Raw genomic sequence first — 24,619 nt, 5'->3', positions numbered from 1 at the left:
CAGGACCGTGCGGACCTGCTCAGTAGCTGGGCAGCCGGCGGGGGCCGAGGTCGCCGCGGGACGGGGGCGGGGCGAGGCGGACGCTCGCGCCGAGCACGGAGAGGCCGTGCGACGCGACCACCACCGGTTCGAGCGCGGCGGAGACGATCTCCGGGTGGTCGTCGACGAGCCGGGACACCCGGAGCAGCAGCTCTTCGAGGGCGGCGGTGTCGACGGGCGCGGAGCCCCGCCAGCCGAAGAGGAGCGGCGCCGTCCGGATGGACCGGAGCAGTTCGGCGGCCTCGCGGTCGGTGACGGGCACGAGCCGGTGCGCCAGATCACCCAGCAGTTCGGAGGCCACGCCCGCCAGCCCGAACGAGAGCACCGGGCCCGCGGCCGGGTCGATGACCGCGCGCACGACGGTGTCCACCCCTCGCGGCGCCATCGACTGGACGACGGGACGCAGCTCGGCGGGCTCGCCGAGCAGTTCGGTGAGTTCGCGGTACGCCGCCCGCAGCCGAGCCTCGTCGGCGAGATCGAGCCGTACACCGCCGAGGTCGGCGCGGTGGCGCAGACGCGGCGCGGTGGTCTTGAGCGCGACGGGATAGCCGAGTCGCGCGGCGGCCTCGACGGCGTCGTCGGGTCCGGGCGCGGGGAGGGTGGGCCGTACGGCGATCCCGTAGCGCCCGAGCAGTTCCCGGGTGTCGTCGTCGCCGAGGCACGTGCCGTGCGGGTCGGCGGGGGCGTCGCCGAGGACCCGGGCGATGAGCCCGGCGGCGCGGCTCTCGTCGATGTCGTCGTACTCGGGCACCCTGCCGGGCTCGGCGGCCTGCTGTCGCCACTGCCCGTAGGTGAACGCCTGGCCGAGCGCGCGCACGGCACGCTCGGCGGCCGGGTAGGCGGGGATCCGGCCGGGGGCGGTGAGCGGTGTGGGGGACGGCTCGGCCACGCCGCCGGGTACGGGGCCCGGCCGGCCCCCCGGGCCCGGTTCGGCGTCCGCCGTCGCACCCTCGGACCCTTCGCCACGGCTCTCCGGCCGGTCCCCGGCCCTGTCGTCAGGTCCTTCGGGCGTGGAGTCGTCGCCGGTGGCGGACGGGCGGGGCGGCTCGGCGACCGTGCCGGGGAGCGACACCTGCCGGGCGGCCGGGGCGTCCTCCGGAGCGCGGGTGGGTCGGTCCTGTTCCGCGACGGGCGGCGGCGTGCCGCCCGGTCCCGGCATCGGTCCCGGGCGCGGGGCCGTCGTGGTGGCCGCCGAGAGCGCCTTCGCCAGGCCGCCGATCTCCACATGGACCACGGCCACCGGCTTCGCCGGCGACGTCGAGGCCGCCTCGCGCAGCGCCGTCGCCAGGACCTCGCCGTCGCCCGACTCCCTCACGCCGCTCTCCCCCACCCAGGGGATCGCCGTGACGACGACCGCGTCGCAGCCCGGGTCCGCCAGCGCCGAGGCCAGGGCCGTACGGAAGTCCTCCGGGCGGGCCGAGGTGGTGAGGTCGAGCGGGGGCAGTGGGCGAAGGCCCTCCGTCAGGCAGGCGTCGTACGTGAGGAGCCCCAGCGACTCGGAGTTGCCGAGGATCGCCACGTGCGGTCCCGCCGGCAGTGGCTGGGACGCGAGCAGGACACCCGCGTCCACCAGCTCCGTGACGGTGTCCACGCGGATCACCCCCGCCTGGCTGAGCAGCGCCGAGACCGTCGCGTCCGGGATGGTGCCGACCGGTACCGCGTGCCCCGGCGGAGCGCTGCCGCTGTGCCGCGCGCCCTTCGCGACGACGACCGGCTTCACCGCCCCCGTACGCCTGGCCAGCCGTGTGAACTTGCGTGGGTTGCCGATCGTTTCGAGATACAGCAGGACGACGTCGGTGTCCGGGTCGTCGTGCCAGTACTGGAGGAAGTCGTTGCCCGAGACGTCGGCGCGGTTGCCCGCCGAGATGAAGGTGGACAGGCCGGCGCCGCGCCGGACCAGCCCGGCGAGCAGCGCGATGCCGATCGCGCCGGACTGGGTGAAGAGACCGATCCGCCCCCGGTCGGGCGGCTCCGGCGCGAGTGAGGCGTTCAGCCGGACGGGCGGCGAGGTGTTGATGACGCCGAACGCGTTGGGCCCGATGACGCGCATGCCGTACGAACGGGCCTGCCGCACCAGTTCGCGCTGTCGGTCCAGGCCCCTGGGCCCGCTCTCGCCGTAACCGGCGGACAGGACGACCAGGCCCTGGACGCCGTGTTCGCCGCAGTCGGCGACGACCTCGGGCACCCGCTCGGCGGGGACGGCGACGACCGCGAGGTCGACGGGCTCCTCGATCTCCGCGAGGGAGCGTACAGCCGGGACGCCGTCGAGCTTGGTGAGTTCCGGGGGCAGAGCCAGGTTCACCGCGTAGGTGCGCCCCGTGAAACCGCCGTCCAGCAGATTGCGCAGGACGGCCCGCCCGACACCGCCCGACGCGCGTCCGGCGCCGACGACGGCCACCGACGACGGGCCGAGAAGCCGTTGCACGGAGTGCGCCTCGGCGCGCTGCTCGCGGCCGCGCTGGACGGCGAGGGACTCGGCGGTCGGTTCGAGGTCGAGGACGAGCCGGACCGCGCCGTCCTCGAAGCTGCGTTTCTGGGTGAACCCGGCGTCCCGGAACACCTTGATCATCTTGTTGTTGGCGGGCAGCACCTCCGCGGCGAAGCGCCGGATCCCGCGCTCGCGCGCCACCGCGGCGATGTGTTCGAGCAGCGCGGAGGCGATCCCGCGCCCCTGGTGCGCGTCCTGGACGAGGAAGGCGACCTCCGCCTCGTCGGCGGGGGCCGACGCCGCCATGCCCCGGCTGTCGATGCGGTCGTAGCGGACGGTGGCGACGAACTCGCCGCCGACGGTCACCGCGAGGCCCACCCGGTCCACGTAGTCGTGGTGGGTGAACCGGTAGACGTCCTTGTCGGAGAGCCGGGGGTAGGGCGCGAAGAAGCGGTAGTACTTCGACTCGTCGGAGACCTGCTCGTAGAAGTTGACCAGCCGCTCGGCGTCGTCGGTGGTGATGGGCCGGACGCGGGCGGTGCCCCCGTCGCGCAGCACCACGTCTGCTTCCCAGTGAGCGGGGTACGCGTGCTGCGACGGCGGCGTCATGGGGAGAGCCTACGGCGCGCGCATCGGTAGCGGCGGTTACCCGGCCGGGGCAGGCTGAGGGTGCCGCACCGGCCCGTTCCGGGGCACATGAGACACTGGTCTAGACAACAACTGTGACTTGAAGGGCAACACCATGGCTGAGCGCCGCGTCAATGTCGGCTGGGCCGAGGGCCTGCACGCCCGCCCCGCTTCCATCTTCGTCCGGGCCACCACGGCGTCCGGCGTTCCGGTGACGATCGCCAAGGCCGACGGCAGCCCGGTCAACGCGGCGTCGATGCTCGCCGTGCTGGGGCTGGGCGCGCAGGGCGGCGACGAGATCGTCCTGTTCTCGGACGCGGAGGGCGCGGAGGCCGCGCTGGACCGGCTGGCGAAGCTGGTGGCCGAGGGTCTGGACGAGCTGCCCGAGACCGTCTGAGTCCGGGTGAACGTTTCACCGCGCATGGCGAAGGCCCCGGCAGGACGCCGGGGCCTTCGCCATGTCGCGGACACGCCCTAGGGCGTTCCGCCCAGTCCCGTCTGGTACGGGGTGCCTGGTGCGGCGCCCCGCCGCGTTGTCGACGTCGGCCGAGTACGCCCGGTACGAGGCCGATTCTCCGCCATGCGACGCACCGCACCACGCCCTGCGGGCGGACTGCGCTACTTCGCCGACTCGCCCTAGACGCTCACGCCGTGCTGGCGCAGATACGCGACCGGGTCGATGTCGGAGCCGTACTCCGCCGTCGTCCGCGCCTCGAAGTGCAGGTGCGGGCCGGTGGAGTTGCCGGTCGAGCCCGAGAGGCCGATCGGCTCGCCGGGGGCCACGCTCCGGCCGATCTGGACGCCGATCGACGAGAGGTGTCCGTACTGGGTGTACGTGCCGTCGTTCATGCGGATGACGATGTTGTTCCCGTACGCGCCGCCCCAGCCGGCCTCGACGACGGTGCCCGCGCCGACGGCGACGACCGAAGTGCCGGACGCGGCACGGAAGTCGACGCCGGAGTGGCTGCCGGAGGACCAGAGCGCGCCGCCGGTCCGGTAGCCGGTGGTGACCGGGGAGCCGGCCACCGGGAGCCGGTAGGAGCCCAGGCGCTCGCGCTCCGCGGCGCGTGCCGCGCGCTCCTTCTCCGCGCGGAGCTCCTTGGCACGGGCCCGCGCCTCGCGCTTCGCCTCGGCCTTGGCGCGGGCGGCGGCCTTCGCCTCCGCCTTCGCTTCCGCGGCCTTCTCGGCCGCCGCCTCCTGGGCTGCGGCCTGGGCGTCGATCGTCGCGGCGAGCGAGTCGTCGATGACGATGGCGCGGGCCGGGGCCGCCGGGGCGGCCTCCTGGGCGAGGGTCGTCTCCGTGTCGGCGGCGAGCGCCGGGGATGCGAGGGTGCCGATGACACCGGCCGCGGTGAGGGACGCGGCCCCGGCGAAGTTCGCGCGTCGGCGCGTCGTTCGGCTCGGGGCACGGTGCTTCCCGGGGGCACGGGTGAACGCCATGAAGTGGCTGGTCCTTTCCTTCCTTCTCGCCTACCGGGTTAGCTGACGGGTTCGGAGCAGGAAGGTCTCCTACGGGCTCCTCCGCGGATCGCGCGAAGGCCCCCGATTCACCCCAGGGACATCGATTGGGTCCCCGGCTCCCCAGGCTCGCGCCTGACGGGGACTCGGCGATGGCTGTCCGGTGCCGCGAATGCGGCGGGCTCTGGCGAACAGCCGGACCGACGCTAGGCGTTCATCTTTCAATCACCAAACGGACAGGCCCTTTTGTAGCGCACGCCACAGGGCATTCGGGCAACTCGCCCATGAATACGGACATAGGGGGGAACCCCGGTGACGGGTTCGTCACCGGGGTTCCCTTTATCCGTATTGCGGGGCGCTCCGTCTCAGCCGGTGACGACCTTCACCTCGCCGATGCCCAGCGCCTCGATCGGCTCCCGGATCACCGACGCGTCCCCGACGAGCACCGTGACGAGCCGGTCGCCCGGGAAGGCGCTGACGACGGCGGCCGTCGCCTCGACCGTGCCGGTCTCGGCCAGGCGCGCGTACAGCCGCGCCTGGAAGTCGTCGGGGAGGTGCTGCTCGACCTGGTCGGCGAGCGTGTCCGCGACGGACGCGGCCGTCTCGTACTTCAGCGGGGCGACCCCGACCAGATTCTGCACGGCCGTCTCGCGCTCGGCGTCCGTCAGGCCTTCGGCCGCGAGCGTACGCAGGACCTTCCACAGGTCGTCCAGCGCGGGCCCGGTCGACTCCGTGTCCACGGAGCCGCTGATGGCGAGCATGGAGGCACCCGTGCCGTCCGGGTCGGAGCGCAGCACCTGCGCGAAGGCCCGCACGCCGTACGTGTAGCCCTTCTCCTCGCGCAGCACCCGGTCGAGCCGGGAGGTGAGCGTGCCGCCCAGGCAGTACGTGCCGAGCACCTGGGCCGGCCAGACGCGGTCGTGCCGGTCGGGGCCGACGCGGCCGATCAGGAGCTGGGTCTGTACGGCTCCGGGCCGGTCCACGATCACCACACGGCCGGTGTCGTCGGCGGTCACCGGCGGCACGGGACGCGGCTCGGAGGTGTCGCCCGTCCAGTCGCCGAGGGTCTCGGCGAGCAGGGCGTCGACGTCGACACCGGTGAGGTCGCCGACGATCACCGCGGTGGCGGTGGCGGGGCGGACATGCGCGTCGTAGAAGGCGCGGACGCCCTTGGCGTCGATGCGTCCGACGGTCTCCTCGGTGCCCTGGCGGGGGCGCGACATGCGCGAGGTGGCCGGGAACAGCTCCTTGGAGAGCTGCTTCGCCGCGCGGCGGGCCGGGTTGGCCTGCTCGTGCGGGATCTCGTCCAGCCTGTTGGTGACGAGCCGGCCGACCTCGCTCTCCGAGAACAGCGGTGCGCGCAGGGCGTCGGCGAGCAGGCCGAGCGCCTTGGGCAGCCGGGAGACCGGGACCTCCAAGGAGACCCGGACGCCGGGGTGGTCGGCGTGCGCGTCGAGCGTGGCGCCGCAGCGCTCCAGCTCGGCGGCGAACTCCTCGGCGGTGTGCTTGTCGGTTCCCTCGGACAGGGCGCGGGCCATGATCGTGGCCACGCCGTCCAGGCCTTCGGGCTCGGCCTCCAGCGGGGCGGCGAGGGAGATCTCGACGGCCACCACCTGCTGGCCGGGGCGGTGACAGCGCAGCACCGTCAGGCCGTTGGGCAACGCGCCGCGCTCGGGCGCGGGGAACGCCCAGGGCCTGGCCTCTCCGGCCGTCGGCTGCGGGTGGAACTCCATGGTCACGGCAGCGTCGGTCACTGGTCCGCCCCCTCGTGCTCGTCGGTGGTCTCGTCGGCGGCGTCCTCGTCGTCGGAGGTGATCGGCTCGTAGACCAGCACCGCCCTGTTGTCCGGGCGCAGCCGGGCCTCGGCCACCGCGCGTACCTCGTCGGCCGTGACGTCCAGCACCCGCTGGACGGCGGTCAGTGCCAGCTGCGGGTCGCCGAACAGCACCGCGTACCGGCACAGTTCGTCCGCGCGGCCCGCGACCGTACCGAGCCGGTCGAGCCATTCGCGCTCCAACTGGGCCTGGGCGCGCTCCATTTCCTCGCCCGTGGGGCCTTCGGCCGCGAACCGGGCCAGCTCCTCGTCGACCGCGGCCTCGATCTGGGGCACCTCGACGCCACCGGACGTCTTCACGTCCAGCCAGCCGAGCGAGGGCGCGCCCGCCAGGCGCAGCAGTCCGAATCCGGCGGCGACGGCCGTACGGTCGCGGCGCACCAGGCGGTTGTGGAGACGGGAGGACTCGCCCCCGCCGAGGACGGTGAGCGCCAGGTCGGCGGCGTCGGCCTCGCGGGTGCCGTCCTGCGGCAGCCGGTAGGCGGCCATCAGCGCGCGCGCCGGGACCTCCTCGTGGATCTCCTCGCGCAGCTGCTCCCCGATGATGTCGGGCAGCGAGCCGTCGCGCGGCGCCTGCTTGCCGTCGTGCCCGGGGATCGAGCCGAAGTACTTCTCCACCCAGGCGAGGGTCTGCTCGGGGTCGATGTCGCCGACGACGGAGAGCACCGCGTTGTTCGGCGCGTAGTACGTACGGAAGAACTGCCGCGCGTCGTCGAGGGTCGCCGCGTCCAGATCGGCCATCGAGCCGATCGGGGTGTGGTGGTAGGGGTGGCCCTCGGGGTAGGAGAGCGCGGTCAGGCGCTCGAAGGCGGTGCCGTAGGGCACGTTGTCGTAACGCTGGCGGCGTTCGTTCTTCACCACGTCGCGCTGATTCTCCATCCCCTCGTCGTCCAGGGAGGAGAGCAGCGAGCCCATGCGGTCGGCCTCCAGCCAGAGGGCGAGCTCCAGCTGGTGGGTGGGCATGGTCTCGAAGTAGTTGGTGCGCTCGAAGCTGGTGGTGCCGTTGAGGGAGCCGCCGGCGCCCTGCACCAGCTCGAAGTGACCGTTGCCCTTGACCTGCTCCGAGCCCTGGAACATCAGGTGCTCGAAGAGGTGGGCGAGGCCCGTACGGCCCTTGACCTCGTGGCGTGAGCCGACGTCGTACCAGAGGCAGACCGCGGCGACCGGGGTCAGGTGGTCCTCGGAGAGCACCACGCGCAGTCCGTTGGCGAGCCGGTGCTCGGTCGCTGTCAGGCCGCCGGAACCGGCCTGCGCTGTGGCCGTGTGACCCATGGGCATGTACGTCCCTTCGATCGCGATGTGGAGAAGTCCTGCCACTGTATGCAAGCGTGCCGACCCGTGGCGAAGTTCCCGTGTCCGGGGAGGCGGCGTCGACTCGCCAACGGCTTGCGAAAGGGCTCGCCACCTGCCCGTCCGCCGCTCACCGCCGCCTCCTCGCCGACTCACCCGACGCCGCCGGAACGGGCGTCCCGGAGGGTTCAACGACGGGTCGAGGTCCGCGTTGTCGGTCCGGCGGGCCACAATGGTCCGCGTCAGTTCCTGAAGTTGCCCGCCCAGACCCGCACAGACCTGTGAAGGAGCCGCAGCAGCGATGGCCCGCCGCAGCACGAAGACCCCGCCGCCGGAGGACTTCGAGGAGAAGATCCTCGACATCGACGTGGTCGATGAAATGCAGGGCTCCTTCCTTGAGTACGCGTATTCGGTGATCTACTCCCGGGCCCTGCCGGACGCCCGCGACGGCATGAAGCCGGTGCACCGCCGCATCGTGTACCAGATGAACGAGATGGGCCTGCGCCCCGACCGCGGCTATGTGAAGTGCGCCCGGGTCGTCGGCGAGGTGATGGGTAAATTGCACCCGCACGGGGACGCGTCGATCTACGACGCCCTCGTCCGGATGGCGCAGCCGTTCTCGATGCGGCTGCCGCTGGTCGACGGCCACGGGAACTTCGGCTCCCTCGGCAACGACGACCCGCCGGCCGCCATGCGGTACACGGAGTGCCGGATGGCTGACGCCACGTCACTGATGACGGAGTCGATCGACGAGGACACCGTCGATTTCCAGTCGAATTACGACGGCCAGGAGCAGGAACCGGTCACGCTGCCGGCCGCGTATCCGAATCTTCTGGTCAACGGCGCCTCCGGCATCGCCGTCGGCATGGCGACGAACATGGCGCCGCACAATCTGGGCGAGGTCATCGCCGCCGCGCGGCATCTGATCAAGCACCCGGGCGCCGACCTGGAAACGCTGATGCGGTACGTGCCGGGGCCCGACCTGCCCACCGGTGGCCGGATCGTGGGTCTCCAGGGCATCAAGGACGCGTACGAGAACGGGCGCGGGACGTTCAAGATCCGCGCGACGGTCGCCGTGGAGGACGTCACCGCGCGGCGCAAGGGCCTGGTCGTCACGGAACTGCCGTTCACGGTCGGCCCGGAGAAGGTGATCGCCAAGATCAAGGACCTGGTCTCGGCGAAGAAGCTCATGGGGATCGCCGACGTCAAGGACCTCACGGACCGGGCGCACGGGCTGCGCCTGGTCATCGAGATCAAGAACGGGTTCATCCCCGAGGCCGTGCTGGAGCAGCTCTACAAGCTGACGCCGATGGAGGAGACCTTCGGCATCAACAACGTGGCGCTGGTGGACGGCCAGCCGCTGACGCTGGGGCTCAAGGAGCTGCTGGAGGTCTATCTCGACCACCGGTTCACCGTCGTACGAAGGCGCAGCGAGTTCCGCAGGACCAAGCGGCGCGACCGGCTGCATCTGGTCGAGGGTCTGCTCGTCGCGCTCCTCGACATCGACGAGGTCATCCGCCTCATCCGCTCCAGCGACAACTCGGCGCAGGCCAAGGAGCGGCTGATCGAGCGCTTCTCGCTGAGCGACGTGCAGACGCAGTACATCCTGGACACGCCGCTGCGCCGGCTCACCCGCTTCGACCGGATCGAGCTGGAGAGCGAGCGCGACCGGCTGAACGGCGAGATCGACGAGCTGACCGGGATCCTGGAGTCGGACGGCGAGCTGCGCAAGCTCGTCTCCTCCGAACTGGCCACGGTCGCCAAGAAGTTCGGCACCGACCGGCGCACGGTCCTGCTGGAGTCGGGCAGTTCGCCGGTCGCCGCGGTGCCGCTGGAGGTGGCCGACGACCCGTGCCGGGTGCTGATGTCGTCCACGGGGCTGCTGGCGCGTACGGCCAACGGCGGGCCGCTGGGCAGCGGCGACGGCAGGCGGGTCAAGCACGACGTGATCATCTCGGCGGTGCCGGCGACGGCGCGCGGCGAGGTCGGAGCGGTCACCTCGACCGGACGGCTGCTGCGGATCAACGTGATCGACCTGCCGCAGCTGCCGGACACCGCGTCGGCGCCGAATCTGGCGGGCGGGGCGCCGCTCGCGGAGTTCCTGACGCTGGAGCCGGACGAGGACCTGGTCACGCTGACGACGCTGGACGAGTCCTCGCCGGGTCTCGCGCTGGGCACGCTCCAGGGTGTCGTCAAGCGCGTCGTCCCCGACTACCCGTCCAACAAGGACGAGTTGGAGGTCATCAGCCTCAAGGAGGGTGACCGGGTGGTGGGCGCGGCCGAGCTGCGTACGGGCGAGGAGGATCTGGTCTTCATCACCTCCGACGCCCAGCTGCTGCGCTACCAGGCTTCGCAGGTCAGGCCGCAGGGCCGGCCCGCCGGAGGCATGGCGGGCGTCAAGCTGGCCGACGGCGCCTCGGTGATCTCCTTCACGGCGGTCGACCCGGCGGGCGACGGGGTCGTCTACACGGTCGCGGGTTCGCAGGGCACGCTGGACGACTCGGAGACGACGGCGAAGCTCACCCCGTTCGACCAGTACCCGCGCAAGGGCCGGGCCACCGGCGGGGTGCGCTGCCAGCGCTTCCTCAAGGGCGAGGACGTGCTGGTCTTCGCCTGGGCGGGCGCGGCCCCGGCGCGGGCGGCGCTGAAGAACGGTTCACCGGCCGAGCTGCCGGAGCCGGATCCGCGCAGGGACGGTTCGGGCACGCCGCCGCCGTCGGTCGTCGCGTCCCTGGCGGGGCCGGCGAGCTGACGCGGGAGCGCGGCGGGTCAGAACGGGTCGGCGGCCTCATCGGCCGCCGGCTCCGACCGTACGTAACGCAGGACGCCCCACATGGCGGTCTCGCCCGGATCCGTCCCGGCGTCGGTGCCGCTGACGGCGCAGACCGCCAGCTCCTTGGCCAGGGCGTCGGGGTCGATACCTGTCCCGATGAGCACGAGCTGTGTGCGGCGCTCGGCGCCGCGTGGCCAGGGCTCCGGGTAGAAGCGCAGGAAGCGGCCGACAGCGTGGACGGCGTACCGGTTGTCCGGGTCGGCCGCGCCGAAGTCCACGAAGCCCTTGACGCGGTAGAGCCCTTCCGGCCGTGAGTCGAGGAAGGTCATGAGCCGGCGCGGATCCATGGCGGCCGGTTCGTCGAACGACACGCTCTCGTAGGCGGCGTGCGGATGGTGCGCGTGGTCGGCACGGTGCGCGGGGTCCGGCTCGTCGTCCGCCGACAGGTCCTCGAAGGAGAGCTGGCGGACCTTCTCCTCCTCCGCGGGGCGCGTGGCCGGGTCGAAGAGCAGCCCCGGGTCGATCCTCCCGTACGACGCGGAGACGACCGCGGCCCCCGGCCCGAGCTCCCCGATCACCCCGAGGACGCGCTCGTGTTCGGCCGGTGTCACGCGGTCGGTCTTGTTCAGGACGACCAGGTCGGCGATGGCGAGGTGCCGGTCGGTCTCGGGGTGGCGCTCGCGGGTGGCGTCGAACTCGGCCGCGTCCACGACCTCGACGAGCCCGCCGTACACCGTGCGGGGGCTGTCGCCGGCGAGGATCATCCGGACGAGTTCCTGCGGCTCGGCGAGGCCGCTCGCCTCGATGACGATGATGTCGATCCGGGCGGCGGGGCGGCTGAGCCGCTCCAGATAGCCGTCCAGTTCGCTCGCGTCCACGGCGCAGCACAGACACCCGTTGCCCAAGGAGACCGTGGACCCGACCTGGCCCGCGACGGTCATGGCGTCGATCTCGACGGCCCCGAAGTCGTTGACGACGACCGCGACGCGGTTGCCGGCCCGGCGCCGCAGGAGGTGGTTGAGCAGGGTCGTCTTGCCGGAGCCGAGGAAGCCCGCGAGGACGACCACCGGAATCTGTCTGCCGGCCGTGCTCGGATCCAAGACCGCGCTCCGTCTTCCTCGGGAGGTCCGGGCAGAGCGGTGCGCCTGCCCCCTCCAGGATAGGAGCGGGCAGGCGCGCCTCCGCCACGGGGCGTTCGGCGGTGTCCTCTACTCGGCGGGCTCGGGCCAGGTGGCGCAGTCGTCCCAGACCGTGTCCCAGCCGGAGTTGCCACCGCCGTCGGTGATCTCGAAGGTGCCGCTGCCCGCCGGGTACGGGCAGTTGTAACTACCGGCGGCGCCCACGTCCGTCGCCGTGACGCCGCGGAAGGTGACCGCGCCGGGTGTCTCGGCCTGTACCACGACCGTGCCGACGCCGTCGACGGTCGCGCCGTCGACGGTCACGTTACGGACGGCCTTGCCCGTTCCGCTGCCGGAGACGAACTCGAAGGCGCTGTAGGGGCTGTCGGTGACGGTGGTGCCGGTGATGCTGACATTCGCCTCGATGGCGCTGTCGTACGCGTCGACCCGGAGCGCACCCATGGGGTGCTGCCAGTTGGGGTTCATCGCTCCGGTGCGTACGAGGGTGTTCCCGGCGACCGTGATGGTGCCGGCCAGCGGGAAGAACGGGTCCATGAACTTCTGGTTGGAGATCGCGATCCCGCTGCCCAGGGCGTTGGTGTCGAGCACCAGGTTGTCCTTGACGGTGATGTCGCGGCCACCGTAGATCGCGATGCCGTTCGCCAGGTTGGGCTGCGAGATGGTGTTGTTGGCGAAGGTGCTGGAGCTGTTGGTGGTGTTGAGCGACCACATCGCGAGCGAGTCGTCGCCGGTGTTGCGCAGGAAGTTCTCGCGTACCTGTACGCCGTTGGCCGTGCCGTTCAGGTTGAGCCCGTCGGCCGTCATGTCCAGGACGCGGTTCCTCTCCACGACGAGGTTGTCGTTGTTCCCGGTGAGCCAGAGGCCGACCTTGAGGTGCTGGAGCCACATCCCGGAGACACGGGAGTTCGGGCCGAGCGAGCCGTTGACGAAGTTGTCCGGGTTGCTGTCGACGCGCTCGGTGACCTCGCCGATGACGGCGAAGTCGTGCAGCCCCACGTTGCCGGCCGGGGCGCTCGACTGGTCGATGAAGCGCGAACTGCGCACCACGGAGTGCCAGTTGCCCGCGCCCCGTAGCTCGACGTCGTCCACGCCGCTGAGCGACTGGGTCAGCTTGAACTCGCCCGGCGGGATCCACACGACGCCTCCCCTCGCGGCGGCGATCGCCTCGCGGAACGCCTGGGTGGAGTCCCCCTGACCGCTCGGGTCCGCGCCCTTGTCGACGACCGAGACCGCGCCGGACGGGGCCCCGGCGGGCCCGGCGACCTGCTCGAAGTCGGCGACGTCGATCGTGGTCGGGACGCTCGCCTCGAACCTCACCTTCGCGCCCGCGGACAGGTCCCGGCCGAGCAGCGCGCGGGTGTTGTCGAGGAGGTGGTGCGTCTTGGAGCCGGCGATCCAGGGGGTGTCGATGTAGGAGTACTTGGACGTGACCGCGAGCGTCGTGTCGGTCTTCTCGCCGTCGACGTACACGGCAAGGGTGCCGGACCGGCCGTCCGGGACGCTGTACGCGAGGTTCACCGCGTTCGCGGCGGCGGGGAGCGTGAACTCCACGCTCTGGCCCGCGGCCAGTTGGACGGCGCGCCGGCCGGACGACTCCGAGGCGAGCGTGCCCTGGGTGTAATCGGGGCCGATCGCCGTTCCGTTCGTGGTGGCGCTCTCCGCCTCGACGGAGGTGAAGGGGAGCGCCGCGCCGGCCGCGGCGACGGCCGCCGGGGCGGGGCCGGCCGCGGGCTCGGCCGTCGCCGTGGGGGCGACGAGGGTGAGTCCGGTGGCCGCGACGGCCACGGCGGTGGCGACGGATACCACCGCGTTCCTTGCTGTCATGTTCTTGACATATGCGTTCATGTGCGGGTCCTGCACCTTCCTGTGGGGCGGAGGGATGACAGGTGGCCTACGCCTCCCGCCCACCCCGTCCGGCCGCGGCACTTCGCGGACGGACAGGGGCGGACGGTTCGGCCGCGGAGTCAGCTCCGCAGCCAGGCCGCGGTGTCCTGCGGCAGCCTCCCCTCGTCGTCCAGGGGGCCGCTGGTCAGCAGAACGCTTGTGTGGCCGGGGAGCTCCGTGGGGGGCCCGGCGAGATTGACGACGCAGATCAGACCGTCGGTACGGGTGAAGGACAGCACGCCGGGACCGGACGGCAGCCAGGTCAGCTGCGCGCCGGCGGCGTCCCGCACGCCCGCGTCCCCGGACCCCCGGACCACCGCGAATCCGGGCTCCGTACGGCGCAGCCGCAGGGCCTGCCGGTAGAGGCTGAGCATCGACCGCGGGTCACCCGCCTGGAGGTCGGCGGCGTACTTCGGCCAGGACTCCGGCTGCGGCAGCCACGGCTCGGTGTCTCCCCCGAAGCCGGCGTACGGCGCGTCGGCCGTCCAGGGCAGCGGTACGCGGCAGCCGTCGCGGCCCGGATCCGTCCCGCCGGAGCGGAAGTGCATCGGATCCTCGATGCGGTCACGCGGGATCTCGGCCTCGGGCAGGCCGAGTTCCTCGCCCTGGTAGACGTAGACGGCGCCGGGGAGCGCCAGCGAGAGCAGCGCCGCCGCGCGGGCCCGTCTGGTGCCCAGCTCCAGGTCGGTCGGGGTGCCGAAGGCCTTCGCCGCGAAGTCGAATCCGGTGTCCTCGCGCCCGTAGCGGGTCACCGTGCGGGTGACGTCGTGGTTGCAGAGCACCCAGGTGGCCGGCGCGCCGACCGGGGCGTGCTCGGCGAGGGTGTCGTCGATGGCGGTCCGCAGCAGGTCCGCGTCCCAGGGACAGGACATGAAGCTGAGGTTGAAGGCGGTGTGCAGCTCGTCGGGGCGCAGATAGCGGGCGAAGCGCTCGGCGTCGGGGAGCCAGACCTCGCCGACGAAGATGCCGCCGTACTCGTCGGCGATGGCGCGCCAGGAGCGGTAGATGTCGTGGAGTTCGTCGCGGTCCACGAACGGGTGGGCGTCGACGCCCGGCGTGAAGTCGGGCAGTCCTGGGTCCTTGGCGGGCAGGACGGCCGAGTCGATCCGTACACCGGTCACACCCCGGTCGAACCAGAAGCGCAGCACGTCCTCGTGCTCCTGGCGCACCGCCGGGTGGGCCCAGTTGAGGTCGGGCTGCCCGGTGGCGAAGAGGTGGAGATACCAGTCGCCGTCGTCCAGCCGGGTCCAGGGGACGCCGCCGAACTCGGACACCCAGTTGTTCGGGGGGAGTTCGCCGTCCGCCCCGCGTCCCTTCCGGAAGTGGAAGAGCTCGCGCTCGGGGCTGCCGGGACCGGCGGCCAGCGCGGCCTTGAACCAGACGTGCTGGTCGGACACATGGTTGGGAACGATGTCGACGATCGTGCGGATGCCCAGCTCACGGGCCTCGGCGATCAGTTTCTCCGCCTCGGCGAGGGTACCGAAGGCCGGGTCGATGGTCCGGTAGTCGGCCACGTCGTAGCCGCCGTCGGCGAGGGGCGAGAGATACCAGGGCGTGAACCACAGTGCGTCCACGCCCAGTTCCACGAGATACGGCAGCCTGGACCGCACGCCGGCGAGATCACCGGTGCCGTCGCCGTCGCCGTCGGCGAAGCTGCGTACATAGACCTGGTAGATGGCGGCGTCGCGCCACCATTCGACGGTGGCCTCGGCCGGCTGGTTGGCTGCCACGTGACGGTCCTTTCGGGCAGGTGGGACTCCGCCGCCGGCCCCCGGACAACGGGGCGCTGGGTGAGTGGGCCGGCGGCGGAGTGCTGGTGGGGAGTGAGACAGGGAGCGGAGAGGACGATCAGCCCTTGAGGCCGCCCGCGGTCAGACCGCTCATGATGTTGCGCTGGAACAGCAGGAAGATGAGCAGCGTCGGGACCGACGCGATGGTGAGCGCGGCGATCAGGACGTTCTCCGGTACCCCGCTCGCGAGCGAGTAGATGCCCACGTTCAGGGTCTGTTTGCTCGGGTCGGGCAGCGTGAGCATGGGCCAGAGGAAGTCCTTCCAGACGCCCACGACCGCGAAGATCGACACGACTCCGAGGATCGGCCGGGAGATCGGCAGCACCACGGATCTCAGGGTGCGCATCGCCGACGCCCCGTCGATGGCCGCCGCGTCCAGCAGCTCCCGCGGGATCGAGTCGAAGAATCTCTTGAGCAGGAAGATGTTGAAGGCGTTGGTGACGGACGGCAGCCAGATCGCCCAGGGCGAGTTGAGCAGATTCCGTTCGACGATCGGTACGTCGAGCACCGTCAGGTACTGGGGTACGACGAGGACGGTGGCCGGGATCATCAGCGTCATCAGCATCAGCCCGAGGATGGCCTTGCCGAAGATCGGCCGCAGCTTGGAGAGCGAGTAGGCGGCGGCCACGTCGAAGATCAGCTGGAAGGCGAGCGCGCCGAACGCGTAGTACAGGGTGTTGAAGAGCAGTTTGGCCAGGTCCATGACCTTCCAGGCCTGCTCGTAGTTCTCCGGATGCATGGAGGTGGGGAAGGCCGTCGGCGGGCTCTGCACCACTTCCTGGGTGGTCTTGAGTCCGCCGGTGACCATCCAGTAGAGCGGCCCGAGGAAGACCAGGGTGAAGAGGAGGACCACCAGGGCGAAGACGATCCAGTAGACCGTCCTGCCGCGCGATCTGCCGAGTTGGGCCGGTGAGATCAGGGTCCGCGGGCGGGCCACTTCGACGGTGGCTTCCCGCTTGCGCCGGGGTATGAGCGTGTTCGCTGTCATGCCTACTCTCCCCTCCTAGTCTTCGCTGCTGCGGCTGAGCCGTACGTACACCGCGGAGAAACCCGCGAGGAGTACGAGCAGGACGAGTCCCAGTGCCGCCGCACTGCCGTAGTTGTTGAAGTTGAACGCGTACTGGTAGATGAGATAGACGACCGTCGTCGTCGATCCCTCCGGCCCCGCCCCGTTGGTGAGCAGGAACGGTTCGGTGAAGACCTGCATCGTCGCGATGATCTGCATGAGCAGCATCAGCGAGAGGATGAGCTTGGTCTGCGGGATGGTGACGTGCCAGATCTTGCGGAGGATTCCCGCGCCGTCGAGTTCGGCCGCCTCGTACAGCTCACCCGGAATTCCCTGGAGAGCGGCGAGATAGATCAGGGTCGCGCCGCCCATGTTCATCCAGGTCGCCGCGATGACCACGGAGAGCATGGCCGTGTCGGTGTCCTGGAGCCACTGTTGGGCGGGCAGGCCGAAGACTTCCAGGATGCGGTTGAACAGGCCGTATCCGGGGTCGTAGAAGTACTTGAAGAGCAGCACGGAGGCGACCGGCGGAAGCATCACCGGGAGATAGACGAGCAGCCGCAGATATCCCTGGCCGTGCCGGAATTCGTTGAGTACGACGGCGATGACGAACGGGACGACGAATCCGAGGAGCAGCGCGAGTGCGGTGAAGAGCAGCGTGTTGCGCCAGGCCTGCCAGAAGGCGGGGTCGTTGAAGATGTACGTGAGGTTGGACCAGCCGGCCCAGGTGGTCTTTCCGTTCTCGTTCTTCTGGAAGGCCAGGATGAATTCCCTGACCATCGGATACCAGGAGAAGAACGAGAAGCAGAGTACGGCTCCGATCAGGAACCCGTGCGCCGAGAGATTGCGGCGTACGGACCGCATGAACTCCTCGCGGGCGGAGTCCGTCCGGTTGGAGCCGGGGCGTCCGGTGCGGGACGGGGTCGCCTCGCTCTTGGACAGGGTGGGGGCCGACATGGTCTCTCCTCGGTGCCGGTGCGCAGACTCGTTGGCTCGCAGACGGACGGAGTTGGGGTACGGGGCCGGCCGGAAGGGCAGGCCCGTCGCGGGACCGGGTCCGCGTGACCCGGCCCCGCACGTCCGTTACTGAGTCGCCAGGACTTGGTTGACCTGCTGCTCGGCGGTCGACAGGAGCTTGTCGATGTCCGCGTCCTCGTTGGTCAGCACTCCCGACATCGCGACGTCGAGGATCTTGTAGATCTCCTGCGCCTTCGGCGGCTCGGCCTTGCCCTTGACCGGGTTGTCCATGAAGGGCTTGAAGTTCTCGACCGGCATCGTGGCGTGCTCGCTGCGCTGCGCGTCGTCCTTGGCCTTGGACTCACCGAGCCAGAAGTTCGGCTGCGGCAGTCCGACGGGGAGCTTGTCGGCCTTGCTGCGCTCCCACTCGAACTGGCCCTTGCCCGGCGTGAGGAACTTGAAGTTCTGCCAGGCGATGCCGGCCTTGATCTTGTCGGGCGAACTGCCCTTCTTGATCATGTAGTTGTTGCCGCCGAAGAGGGTCGCCTTGGCGCCGGGGATCGGGCCCATGCCGAAGTTCTCGTACTTGGCGCCGAGTTGCTGGACCATGTACGTGATGTCGTCGGGCGCCGCGAGGAACATGCCCAGCTTGTCGGTGGCTATCTGCTTCTGCAGGTCGCCCCACTTGAGCAGCTGGGTCTTGCCCATGCTGTCGTCGTCCCAGCGCATCGCGCGGAGGTTCTCCAGGACCTGCTTGCCCAGCGGGGTGTTGAACGCCGCCTTCTTGCCGGTGGAGTCGACGACATCGCCGCCGAGGCCGTAGATCGAGGCGGTGAAGTGCCAGCCGCCGTTGTTGCCGGCGCTGTACTCGCCGAAGCCGGAGACCCCGCCGCCGAGCTCGGCGATCTTGTCGGAGGCCGTACGGACCTCTTCCCAGGTGGTGGGAGGCGAGTTGGGGTCCAGCCCGGCCTCCTCGAAGAGCTTCCGGTTGATCAGCAGACCCATGGTGTAGTTGCTGGTCGGCAGACCGTAGAGCTTGCCGTCCTGCTTCAGCACGTCCAGGACGTTGGGGTCGATGTCCTTCAGCGCGGGCACGGACTTGTCGTTGACGTAGGCCGAGATGTCCTCGGCGCCGTCGTTGTCGAGCACCTGCTGGAGGTCGGTGAAGTAGGTGTAGTAGACGTCGGGCTGGGACTTCGCCTTGAGCATCGCGGTGAAGCGCGGCGGCTCCAGACACTGGCCCGGCGTGGACTTCCCGTTGATCTTGACGTTCGGGTACGTCTTGTTGAACTCCTTGACGTCCTCGTTCCACTCCTTCAGCTCCGCGGCTTTCGCGGCGGGCGGCATGCAGTCGATCGAGAGCGTCACCTTCGCCTTCGGGTCCAACGGCGCTGACGGGTCTGACGACCCGCCGCCGGAGTCGCCGTCGTCGTCGCTGCTGCTGCTGCTCGTGCCGCAGGCGGCGAGAGTCAGGGCGAGCACGGTGACAATGGCGGCCGCGGCGGTGCGGTCGATACGGCGATTACGGCGGAACCCAGCACTTCTCATCGATGGTCCCCTTCGGGCATGAGCGTGGAAGGCCCACGGCTGAAACTCTGCCGGGGCGCGGCACACTCAACCACCGTCGACAGGGGACCGCAAGATCTCGCGCCGTTTTCGTAAAAGTTTGACAGCCTTCCGCATCGGCCACGACCCGTGCGGGGGCCCGGAGTTGGACAGGGCGGGATTTGTCAGACAGGGCCCTCAGGACTGCCACAGGGCCCCCGAGGGGGCCCTGGAAGGGGCTTGCAAGGGCCGTACGGGGCCGGTGCGGCGCCCGCCGGGCACGTGGAGGAGGCCTAACGCGGCGACTGCGCCGTGGAGCCGCGTACGACCAGCTCCGGCTCGAACAGCAGCTCGCCGGGCGGCACGGCGCCACCCTGGATCTGGGCGCACAGCAACTCGACCGCCGCCCGCCCCATGGCCTCGATGGGCTGACGGACCGTCGTCAGCGGGGGCTCGGTGCAGTTCATGAAGGCCGAGTCGTCGTACCCGACGACGGAGACCTCCCCCGGGACGTCCAGACCGCGCCGGCGGGCCGCCCGTACGGCTCCGAGCGCCAGCGGGTCACTCGCGCAGATGATGCCGGTGACGCCGCGGTCCAACAGCCGCGCGGCGGCGGCCTGTCCGCCTTCCAGGGAGAACATCGACCGCTCGATGAACTCGTCCGGCAGGGACTCCCCCGCCGCCTTCACGGCCGCGAGGGCGGCGGCGAGCTTGCGCCGCGACGGGACGTGGTCGGCAGGGCCGAGGACGAGCCCGATGCGCTTGTGGCCCAGTGATGCCAGATGCCGCCACGCCTGCTCGACGGCGACGGCGTCGTCGCAGGAGATCGTGGGGAAGTCCAGGTTCTCTATGGGCGCGTTGATGAGCACGACCGGGATCTTGCGCTCGTGGAGCTGGCGGTAGTGCTCGTGGGGAGCGTCGGCCTGGGCGAAGAGACCACCGGCGAAGACGACCCCGGACACCTGCTGCTGGAGCAGCAGCTCGACGTAGTCCGCCTCGGAGACGCCGCCCTTGGTCTGTGTGCACAGGACCGGCGTCAGGCCCTGCTGCGCCAGCGCGCCGCCGATCACCTCGGCGAAGGCGGGAAAGATCGGGTTCTGCAGCTCGGGCAGGACCAGGCCGACCAGTCTGGCACGCTCGCCGCGCAGCTGCGTGGGCCGCTCGTACCCCAGCACGTCCAGGGCGGTCAGCACGGACTGGCGTGTGGCCTGGGAAACTCCCGGCTTACCGTTGAGCACCCGGCTGACCGTGGCCTCGCTGACCCCAACCTTCTTCGCCACCTGAGCAAGTCGTCGCGTCATACACGCAAGACTAGCGCAAACAATGCAAGCTACTTACTTCTCAGCGTAAAGTCCCAGCACAGCCATGGTGCCACCCGGGAGCCCCGGGCGGCACCATGCCGACGCCCGCACCTGTGATGCGCGGTGCCGCGCGCCGTGTGCCGCTGTCCTACGGGTTGATATGGATCTTGAAGTTGGGCGTGGTGTTCTTCACGTCCAGAGCGTTGCCGCTCAGCCTCAGACCGTTGAACGTGACCTCACCGACCGCGGGACCCTGCCCCGCCTCCGGCATCTCGTTCGCCCACAGCCCGAAGCCCGACTTGGCATCGTAGGCGTCACCGCTCTTCTTCGCACCGGTGATCGAGATGTCACTGAGGATGGTGTCCTTGATCGGGAACTGCGGCTGTCCTCCTACGTAGTTGGTCTGGAACATGACCCCGCTGTACGTCGGGTCGACGATGTCCACGTTGTTGATCCGGATGCCCTGGAACACCTTGGACGCGGAGAACAGCCAGATTCCGGGGAATGTCTGCCCGCCCCAGAAGTGGCCGCCGGCTCTGACGATCGACACGTTCTCGATCGTCGTGGGCTCGGTCCCGAAGCCGTTCATCGGGTAGCCGAAGTCCAGGGAGCTGACCGTGATGCCCGAGTACACGAGCGTGTCCGCGATGTGGATGTTGCGGAAGGTGTTGTTGAAGCCGCCGTAGACGGCCACACCCGCCGCGCGCCAGGTCAGGATCGACGTCAGATTCTCGTAGACGTTGTCCTTCATGTCCGCGCCGCCGGCGTCGATCGCCGAGAAGAGCGCGAAGCTGTCGTCTCCCGTGGCCCGGGCCTCGTTGTTGGTCACGAGGTTGCCGGTGCTGCCGTTGGTCATGTTGATGCCGTCGGCGAACATGTTGCGGATACGGGAGTTCTTGATGGTCATGTCATCGGTGTTCGCGCCCCAGTAGAGGCACACCATGTGCTCGTTCCAGATGTTGTCGATCTCGATGTCGCGCACGTTCGAGAAGTCGAACACCTTGCCCGGACCGTCGATGCGCGAGGTGTAGTTGCCGAAGTACGCGAAGTTCTTGAACGAGGAACCCGCGGCCGCGGCCTCGGCCCGGAAGCCGATGTCGGTGTTGTCCTGCGTCGACGGGGCGTGGAACTTGGTGTACCAGGGACCGGCGCCGATCACCTGCACGGGCTTGCCGTACACCTGGAACTTGCTGGCCGTCTGGTAGTCACCGGCGGGCAGGTAGACACCCTTCAGGGTGCCCGTGTTGTCCATCCGGACCCGGTCCAGGGCGTTCTGCACGTCCTGGTGGGTGAAGCCGGCCGGGACCGTGTACGTGGCGGGGTCCGGGTTGGCGGTCGGCGCGACCTGCTCCAGGTTGATGAAGTCGATCGCGTAGGTGGTGTTGTTGGCCGCGTCCTTCTGCAGCTTGATCTTGCTGCCCGCCGGGACGGTCTTGCCCAGCATCACGTTCGCCTCGTCGTAGATGTGACGGGGCGCGCCCTGGCCCGGGGAGTTGCCCGGTCCCGCCTCGGCGCCGTACAGCCAGGCGTACTTGGACGTGAGGTCGATCGCCTTGAGGAAGACGCCGTCCACATAGACGTTGAGCGTGGAGTTGATGCCCCCGCCGCCCGCCGAGTCGGGGATGGAGAACCGGGTCACCAGGGTGTTGGTGCTGGCCCGGGTGGTGAACTCCACGAACTCGCCGGTCGCGTCGAGGTTGACGGCCCTGCGGCCCGATGCCTCGCCCGCGATGTCGCCGATCGTCCGGTTGGGACCGACCTTCGTCGCGCCGCCGCCGGTCGTGCCGTCCTCGGCCTCGTACATGTCGAACGGCATGTTGGCGCCTCGGCCGACGAAGAGCGGCTGGGTGCTGGTGTTGTTCTCGCGCTTGACCGGCACCTCGTTGGCGTCGTCCGCGAGGACGACCCTCACGGTGTACGAGCCGTTGGCGGCGGTCCAGGTCCCGAGCGAGACCGGCGCCGCGGTGGCACCCGCCGCGATGGCTCCGGTGTGCGCGCCGGTGAGGGTCCGTACCGTGGCGCCCTCGGAGTTGAGCACGGTCAGGGTGATGCCGTGGCTGCCGCCCGCGGAGGCGACGGTGCCCTGGTTCTTGACCGTGACGGAGAAGTTGACCGTGTCACCGGCCGCCGGGGCGGACGGGGACGAGCCCAGGGTCGCCACCAGGTCGGAGCTGGCGACCGGCTTCACCACCAGCGGGGACGCGGCGGTGAAGGTGTTGTTGGTCTCGTTCTGCTCGATGACCGCTTCCGCCACGTCGGCGACCGCGCTGAGTTCGTAGCTGCCGGCGTCGCGCGGACCGATCGCGGCGCTGACGTTCGCCGACGCGCCGGGGGCGAGGGTGCCCACCGCCGCCGTGCCGACCTTGGAGTCACCGAGGCGGAATTCCAGCGAGCTCGCCGCGGCGGCGACCGTGCCGTTGTTGCGTACCGTCGCCGACAGCGTGATCGGGTTGGACTCGACCGGCTCGGCGGGGGCCGCGGTCACGGCCGTGACCTGGAGGTCCGGGTTGGGTGCCGGCTCACCGAGCACCTGGAACTCCGCCACCTGGCCCGCACCGGAACCGGTGTTGGAGGTGAACCTGAGCTGGACGTCCGCGACGTTGCCGGAGACCGGGATCGTCACCTGGTTCCCGGAGGCCGGGCTGAACGCGTAGTCCTTCGCGGCGGCCAGGCTGGTGAAGCCCGTGGCGCTCTGCTCGCGCCCCAGCACCTGGATGTTCTGGGTACGCGGTCCCCAGCTGCTGTCCGGGTTGAGCTTGACGACGACGCTCTCGGTGGAGGCGTTGGAGCCCAGCTTCACGGTCAGCGTGTTGGGGTAACTGCCCCCGGCGCCTTCCCAGTAGGTCGACGTCGAGTTGTCGTTGGCGTTGGCCGCGACGAACGTGTGGACCACGGAGGAGGCGCTGATCGGCTTGCCGACGGCGAGGTTGGAGACCGAGCCGGTGCTGCCGGTGCGTACGACCGTGTTGCTGTTGCCCGACCGGTTGCCCGCCGCGTCCCTGGCCCGTACGAAGTACGAGACCGTGGTGCTGGCCGGCTGGGTGTCGGTGAAGGTCAGGACGTTGCCCGCGACGGTGTCGCGCAGCACGTTGTTGGCGTAGATCTCGTACCCGGTGACCGCCGTGTTGTCGCTCGACGCCTGCCAGGTCAGCCTGACCTGGGTGGGCGAGGGCGAGGTGTGGGCGAGACCGGTGGGCGCCGTCGGTGCCTGGGTGTCACCGCCCGCCGGCCCGCGGGTGACGGTGTTGCTGTTGCCCGACTGGTTGCCCGCCGCGTCCTTGGCCCGTACGTAGTACGAGACCTCGGCGTTGCCGGGCTGGGTGTCGGTGAAGGTGGTGACGTTCCCGGCGACGCTGGTGCGCAGCACGTTGTTGGCGTAGATGTCGTAGCCGGTGACCGCGGTGTCGTCGGTCGACGCCTTCCAGGTCAGCCTGATCTGGCCGGAGGCGGGCTCGGTGTACGCCAGTTCGGCGGGCGCCGTCGGTGCCTGGGTGTCACCCGTCTCGGGGCCGTAGATCTCCAGCTCGGACACCTGGGCGGCGGGCTGCACGGAGTTGGCGGTGACCAGGACCCGTACGTAGCGCGTGGTGGTGGCGTCGAAGGGGATCGTCACCGTGTTTCCGGAGCCGGGCGCGAACTGGTACGCCTGCGAGGAGGTCAGGTCGGTGAACGTCGTGCCGTTGGCGCTGCCCTGGAGCTTGAGGGTCTGGCTTCTGGCGCCCCAGCCGTCGGGGAGCTTCAGGACGACGCTGTTGACGCGCACGGAGGAGCCGAGGTCGGCCTGGAGCCACTGCGGGAAGGCGCCGTTACGGCTCTCCCAGTAGCTTCCCTTGTTGCCGTCGTTGGCGTTGGCCGCCGCGTACACCTCGGTGTGGCTGCTCTCGGTGAGCGTCCGGCCGGCGGCCAGATTCACCGAAGCCGCGGCGGCCTTGTGGACCTGGAGCTCGGCGAGCTGGCCCGCGGACGCCACGGAGTTCTTGGTGATGTTCACGCGGACGAAACGCGCCCGGGTGGCGGGGAACGAGATGCTGACCTCGTTGGCCTCGCCCGGACTGAATGTGTACGAGGCGGAGGTCTTCAGGGTCGCGAAGCTGGTGCCGTCGGCGCTGCCCTGGACGGCGAGGGTCTGCCTTCTGGTCTTCCAGTCCGCGGGGAGCTTCAGGGTGACCTGGTCGATCCGGGCGGCGGAGCCCAGATCGGTCTGGACCCACTGGGGGAGGCTCTTGCCGGAGCCCTGCCAGTACGTCGACTGGTTGCCGTCCGCGGCCATCCGGGCGGAGTGGTCGCTCGATGCGCTGCTCGCCGCCGCGGTACTGCCCGCGGCGATGTTGGGGCCGTCGGCCGCCGAAGCGGTGAGTGACGGCACGCCGACCATCAGGAGACTGGTGCTGACGGCGGCGGCGATCGCCCGCCATCTCCATCGGTGAGATCTCATGTATCCCCGATCTTCGGCCTCGGCGCGGGGGCGGCGAGGCGCGGCTCTGTCTGCATGGCTGGTGCCACCTGGCTGGTGCGACAAGCGTTTCTGCACTGACGAGAGGGATCTTT

At 70.3% G+C, this 24,619-nt stretch carries 14 protein-coding genes and 1 riboswitch; of the genes, 2 read left to right on the top strand and 12 right to left on the bottom strand.

Going from position 1 to position 24,619, the window contains the following annotated elements; translation table 11 throughout:
• Positions 1-19 precede the first annotated feature (19 nt).
• Positions 20-3,076, bottom strand: a complete 3,057-nt coding sequence (locus IEY79_RS20760) for a bifunctional acetate--CoA ligase family protein/GNAT family N-acetyltransferase (protein WP_189109049.1) — start codon at positions 3,074-3,076, stop codon at positions 20-22.
• Positions 3,077-3,209: 133 nt separating this feature from the next.
• On the opposite strand from IEY79_RS20760, the gene IEY79_RS20755 reads away from it, so the two are divergent.
• On the top strand, positions 3,210-3,491 hold the full coding sequence (locus IEY79_RS20755) for an HPr family phosphocarrier protein (protein ID WP_189109048.1): 282 nt from the start codon (positions 3,210-3,212) through the stop codon (positions 3,489-3,491).
• Positions 3,492-3,730: 239 nt separating this feature from the next.
• Here IEY79_RS20755 and IEY79_RS20750 read toward each other — a convergent pair whose 3' ends face one another.
• The 3 genes from IEY79_RS20750 to IEY79_RS20740 all read right to left on the bottom strand — a co-directional run bounded on the left by IEY79_RS20750 (position 3,731) and on the right by IEY79_RS20740 (position 7,664).
• Complete coding sequence (locus tag IEY79_RS20750) at positions 3,731-4,534, bottom strand: M23 family metallopeptidase (RefSeq protein ID WP_189109047.1); 804 nt, start codon at positions 4,532-4,534, stop codon at positions 3,731-3,733.
• Positions 4,535-4,547: 13 nt separating this feature from the next.
• A riboswitch (cyclic di-AMP (ydaO/yuaA leader) is annotated at positions 4,548-4,714 on the bottom strand.
• A gap of 203 nt (positions 4,715-4,917) precedes the next feature.
• A complete protein-coding gene (locus IEY79_RS20745; RefSeq protein WP_189109129.1) occupies positions 4,918-6,285 on the bottom strand; it encodes a M16 family metallopeptidase in 1,368 nt (455 codons plus the stop codon).
• Positions 6,286-6,302: 17 nt separating this feature from the next.
• On the bottom strand, positions 6,303-7,664 hold the full coding sequence (locus IEY79_RS20740; protein ID WP_189109128.1) for a M16 family metallopeptidase: 1,362 nt from the start codon (positions 7,662-7,664) through the stop codon (positions 6,303-6,305).
• 313 nt (positions 7,665-7,977) lie between these two features.
• Between IEY79_RS20740 and IEY79_RS20735 the strand changes: the two genes are divergently transcribed.
• Complete coding sequence (locus IEY79_RS20735; protein WP_189109046.1) at positions 7,978-10,428, top strand: DNA gyrase/topoisomerase IV subunit A; 2,451 nt, start codon at positions 7,978-7,980, stop codon at positions 10,426-10,428.
• Positions 10,429-10,445: 17 nt separating this feature from the next.
• On the opposite strand, the gene IEY79_RS20730 is transcribed toward IEY79_RS20735, so the two are convergent.
• The 8 genes from IEY79_RS20730 to IEY79_RS20695 form a co-directional block, all read right to left on the bottom strand.
• Complete coding sequence (locus IEY79_RS20730) at positions 10,446-11,549, bottom strand: CobW family GTP-binding protein (RefSeq protein ID WP_189109045.1); 1,104 nt, start codon at positions 11,547-11,549, stop codon at positions 10,446-10,448.
• A gap of 108 nt (positions 11,550-11,657) precedes the next feature.
• On the bottom strand, positions 11,658-13,433 hold the full coding sequence (locus tag IEY79_RS20725) for a glycosyl hydrolase family 28-related protein (RefSeq protein ID WP_229700997.1): 1,776 nt from the start codon (positions 13,431-13,433) through the stop codon (positions 11,658-11,660).
• 119 nt (positions 13,434-13,552) lie between these two features.
• On the bottom strand, positions 13,553-15,202 hold the full coding sequence (locus IEY79_RS20720) for a glycoside hydrolase family 13 protein (RefSeq protein ID WP_189109044.1): 1,650 nt from the start codon (positions 15,200-15,202) through the stop codon (positions 13,553-13,555).
• A gap of 118 nt (positions 15,203-15,320) precedes the next feature.
• Entirely contained in the window at positions 15,321-16,250 is a 930-nt protein-coding gene (locus IEY79_RS20715) for a carbohydrate ABC transporter permease (protein WP_189109043.1), read from the bottom strand.
• A 15-nt stretch (positions 16,251-16,265) separates the two neighbouring features.
• Positions 16,266-17,225 carry a carbohydrate ABC transporter permease gene (locus IEY79_RS20710; RefSeq protein ID WP_189109042.1) on the bottom strand — a complete coding sequence of 320 codons (960 nt, stop codon included), beginning with the start codon at positions 17,223-17,225 and terminating at the stop codon, positions 16,266-16,268.
• Between the two features lie 126 nt (positions 17,226-17,351).
• Positions 17,352-18,773 (bottom strand): ABC transporter substrate-binding protein, encoded by a 1,422-nt coding sequence (locus tag IEY79_RS20705; RefSeq protein ID WP_189109041.1) that lies wholly within the window; start codon positions 18,771-18,773, stop codon positions 17,352-17,354.
• A 290-nt stretch (positions 18,774-19,063) separates the two neighbouring features.
• The gene (locus IEY79_RS20700; RefSeq protein ID WP_189109040.1) at positions 19,064-20,071 is read right to left on the bottom strand and encodes a LacI family DNA-binding transcriptional regulator; all 1,008 of its coding nucleotides are present in this window, start codon (positions 20,069-20,071) and stop codon (positions 19,064-19,066) included.
• A gap of 148 nt (positions 20,072-20,219) precedes the next feature.
• Complete coding sequence (locus IEY79_RS20695; RefSeq protein ID WP_189109039.1) at positions 20,220-24,506, bottom strand: discoidin domain-containing protein; 4,287 nt, start codon at positions 24,504-24,506, stop codon at positions 20,220-20,222.
• Positions 24,507-24,619: the final 113 nt, after the last annotated feature.

The organism is Streptomyces camponoticapitis, from assembly GCF_014646115.1.
GTDB classification, from domain to species: domain Bacteria; phylum Actinomycetota; class Actinomycetes; order Streptomycetales; family Streptomycetaceae; genus Streptomyces; species Streptomyces camponoticapitis.
This window is presented reverse-complemented; position numbering and strand designations above follow the sequence as displayed.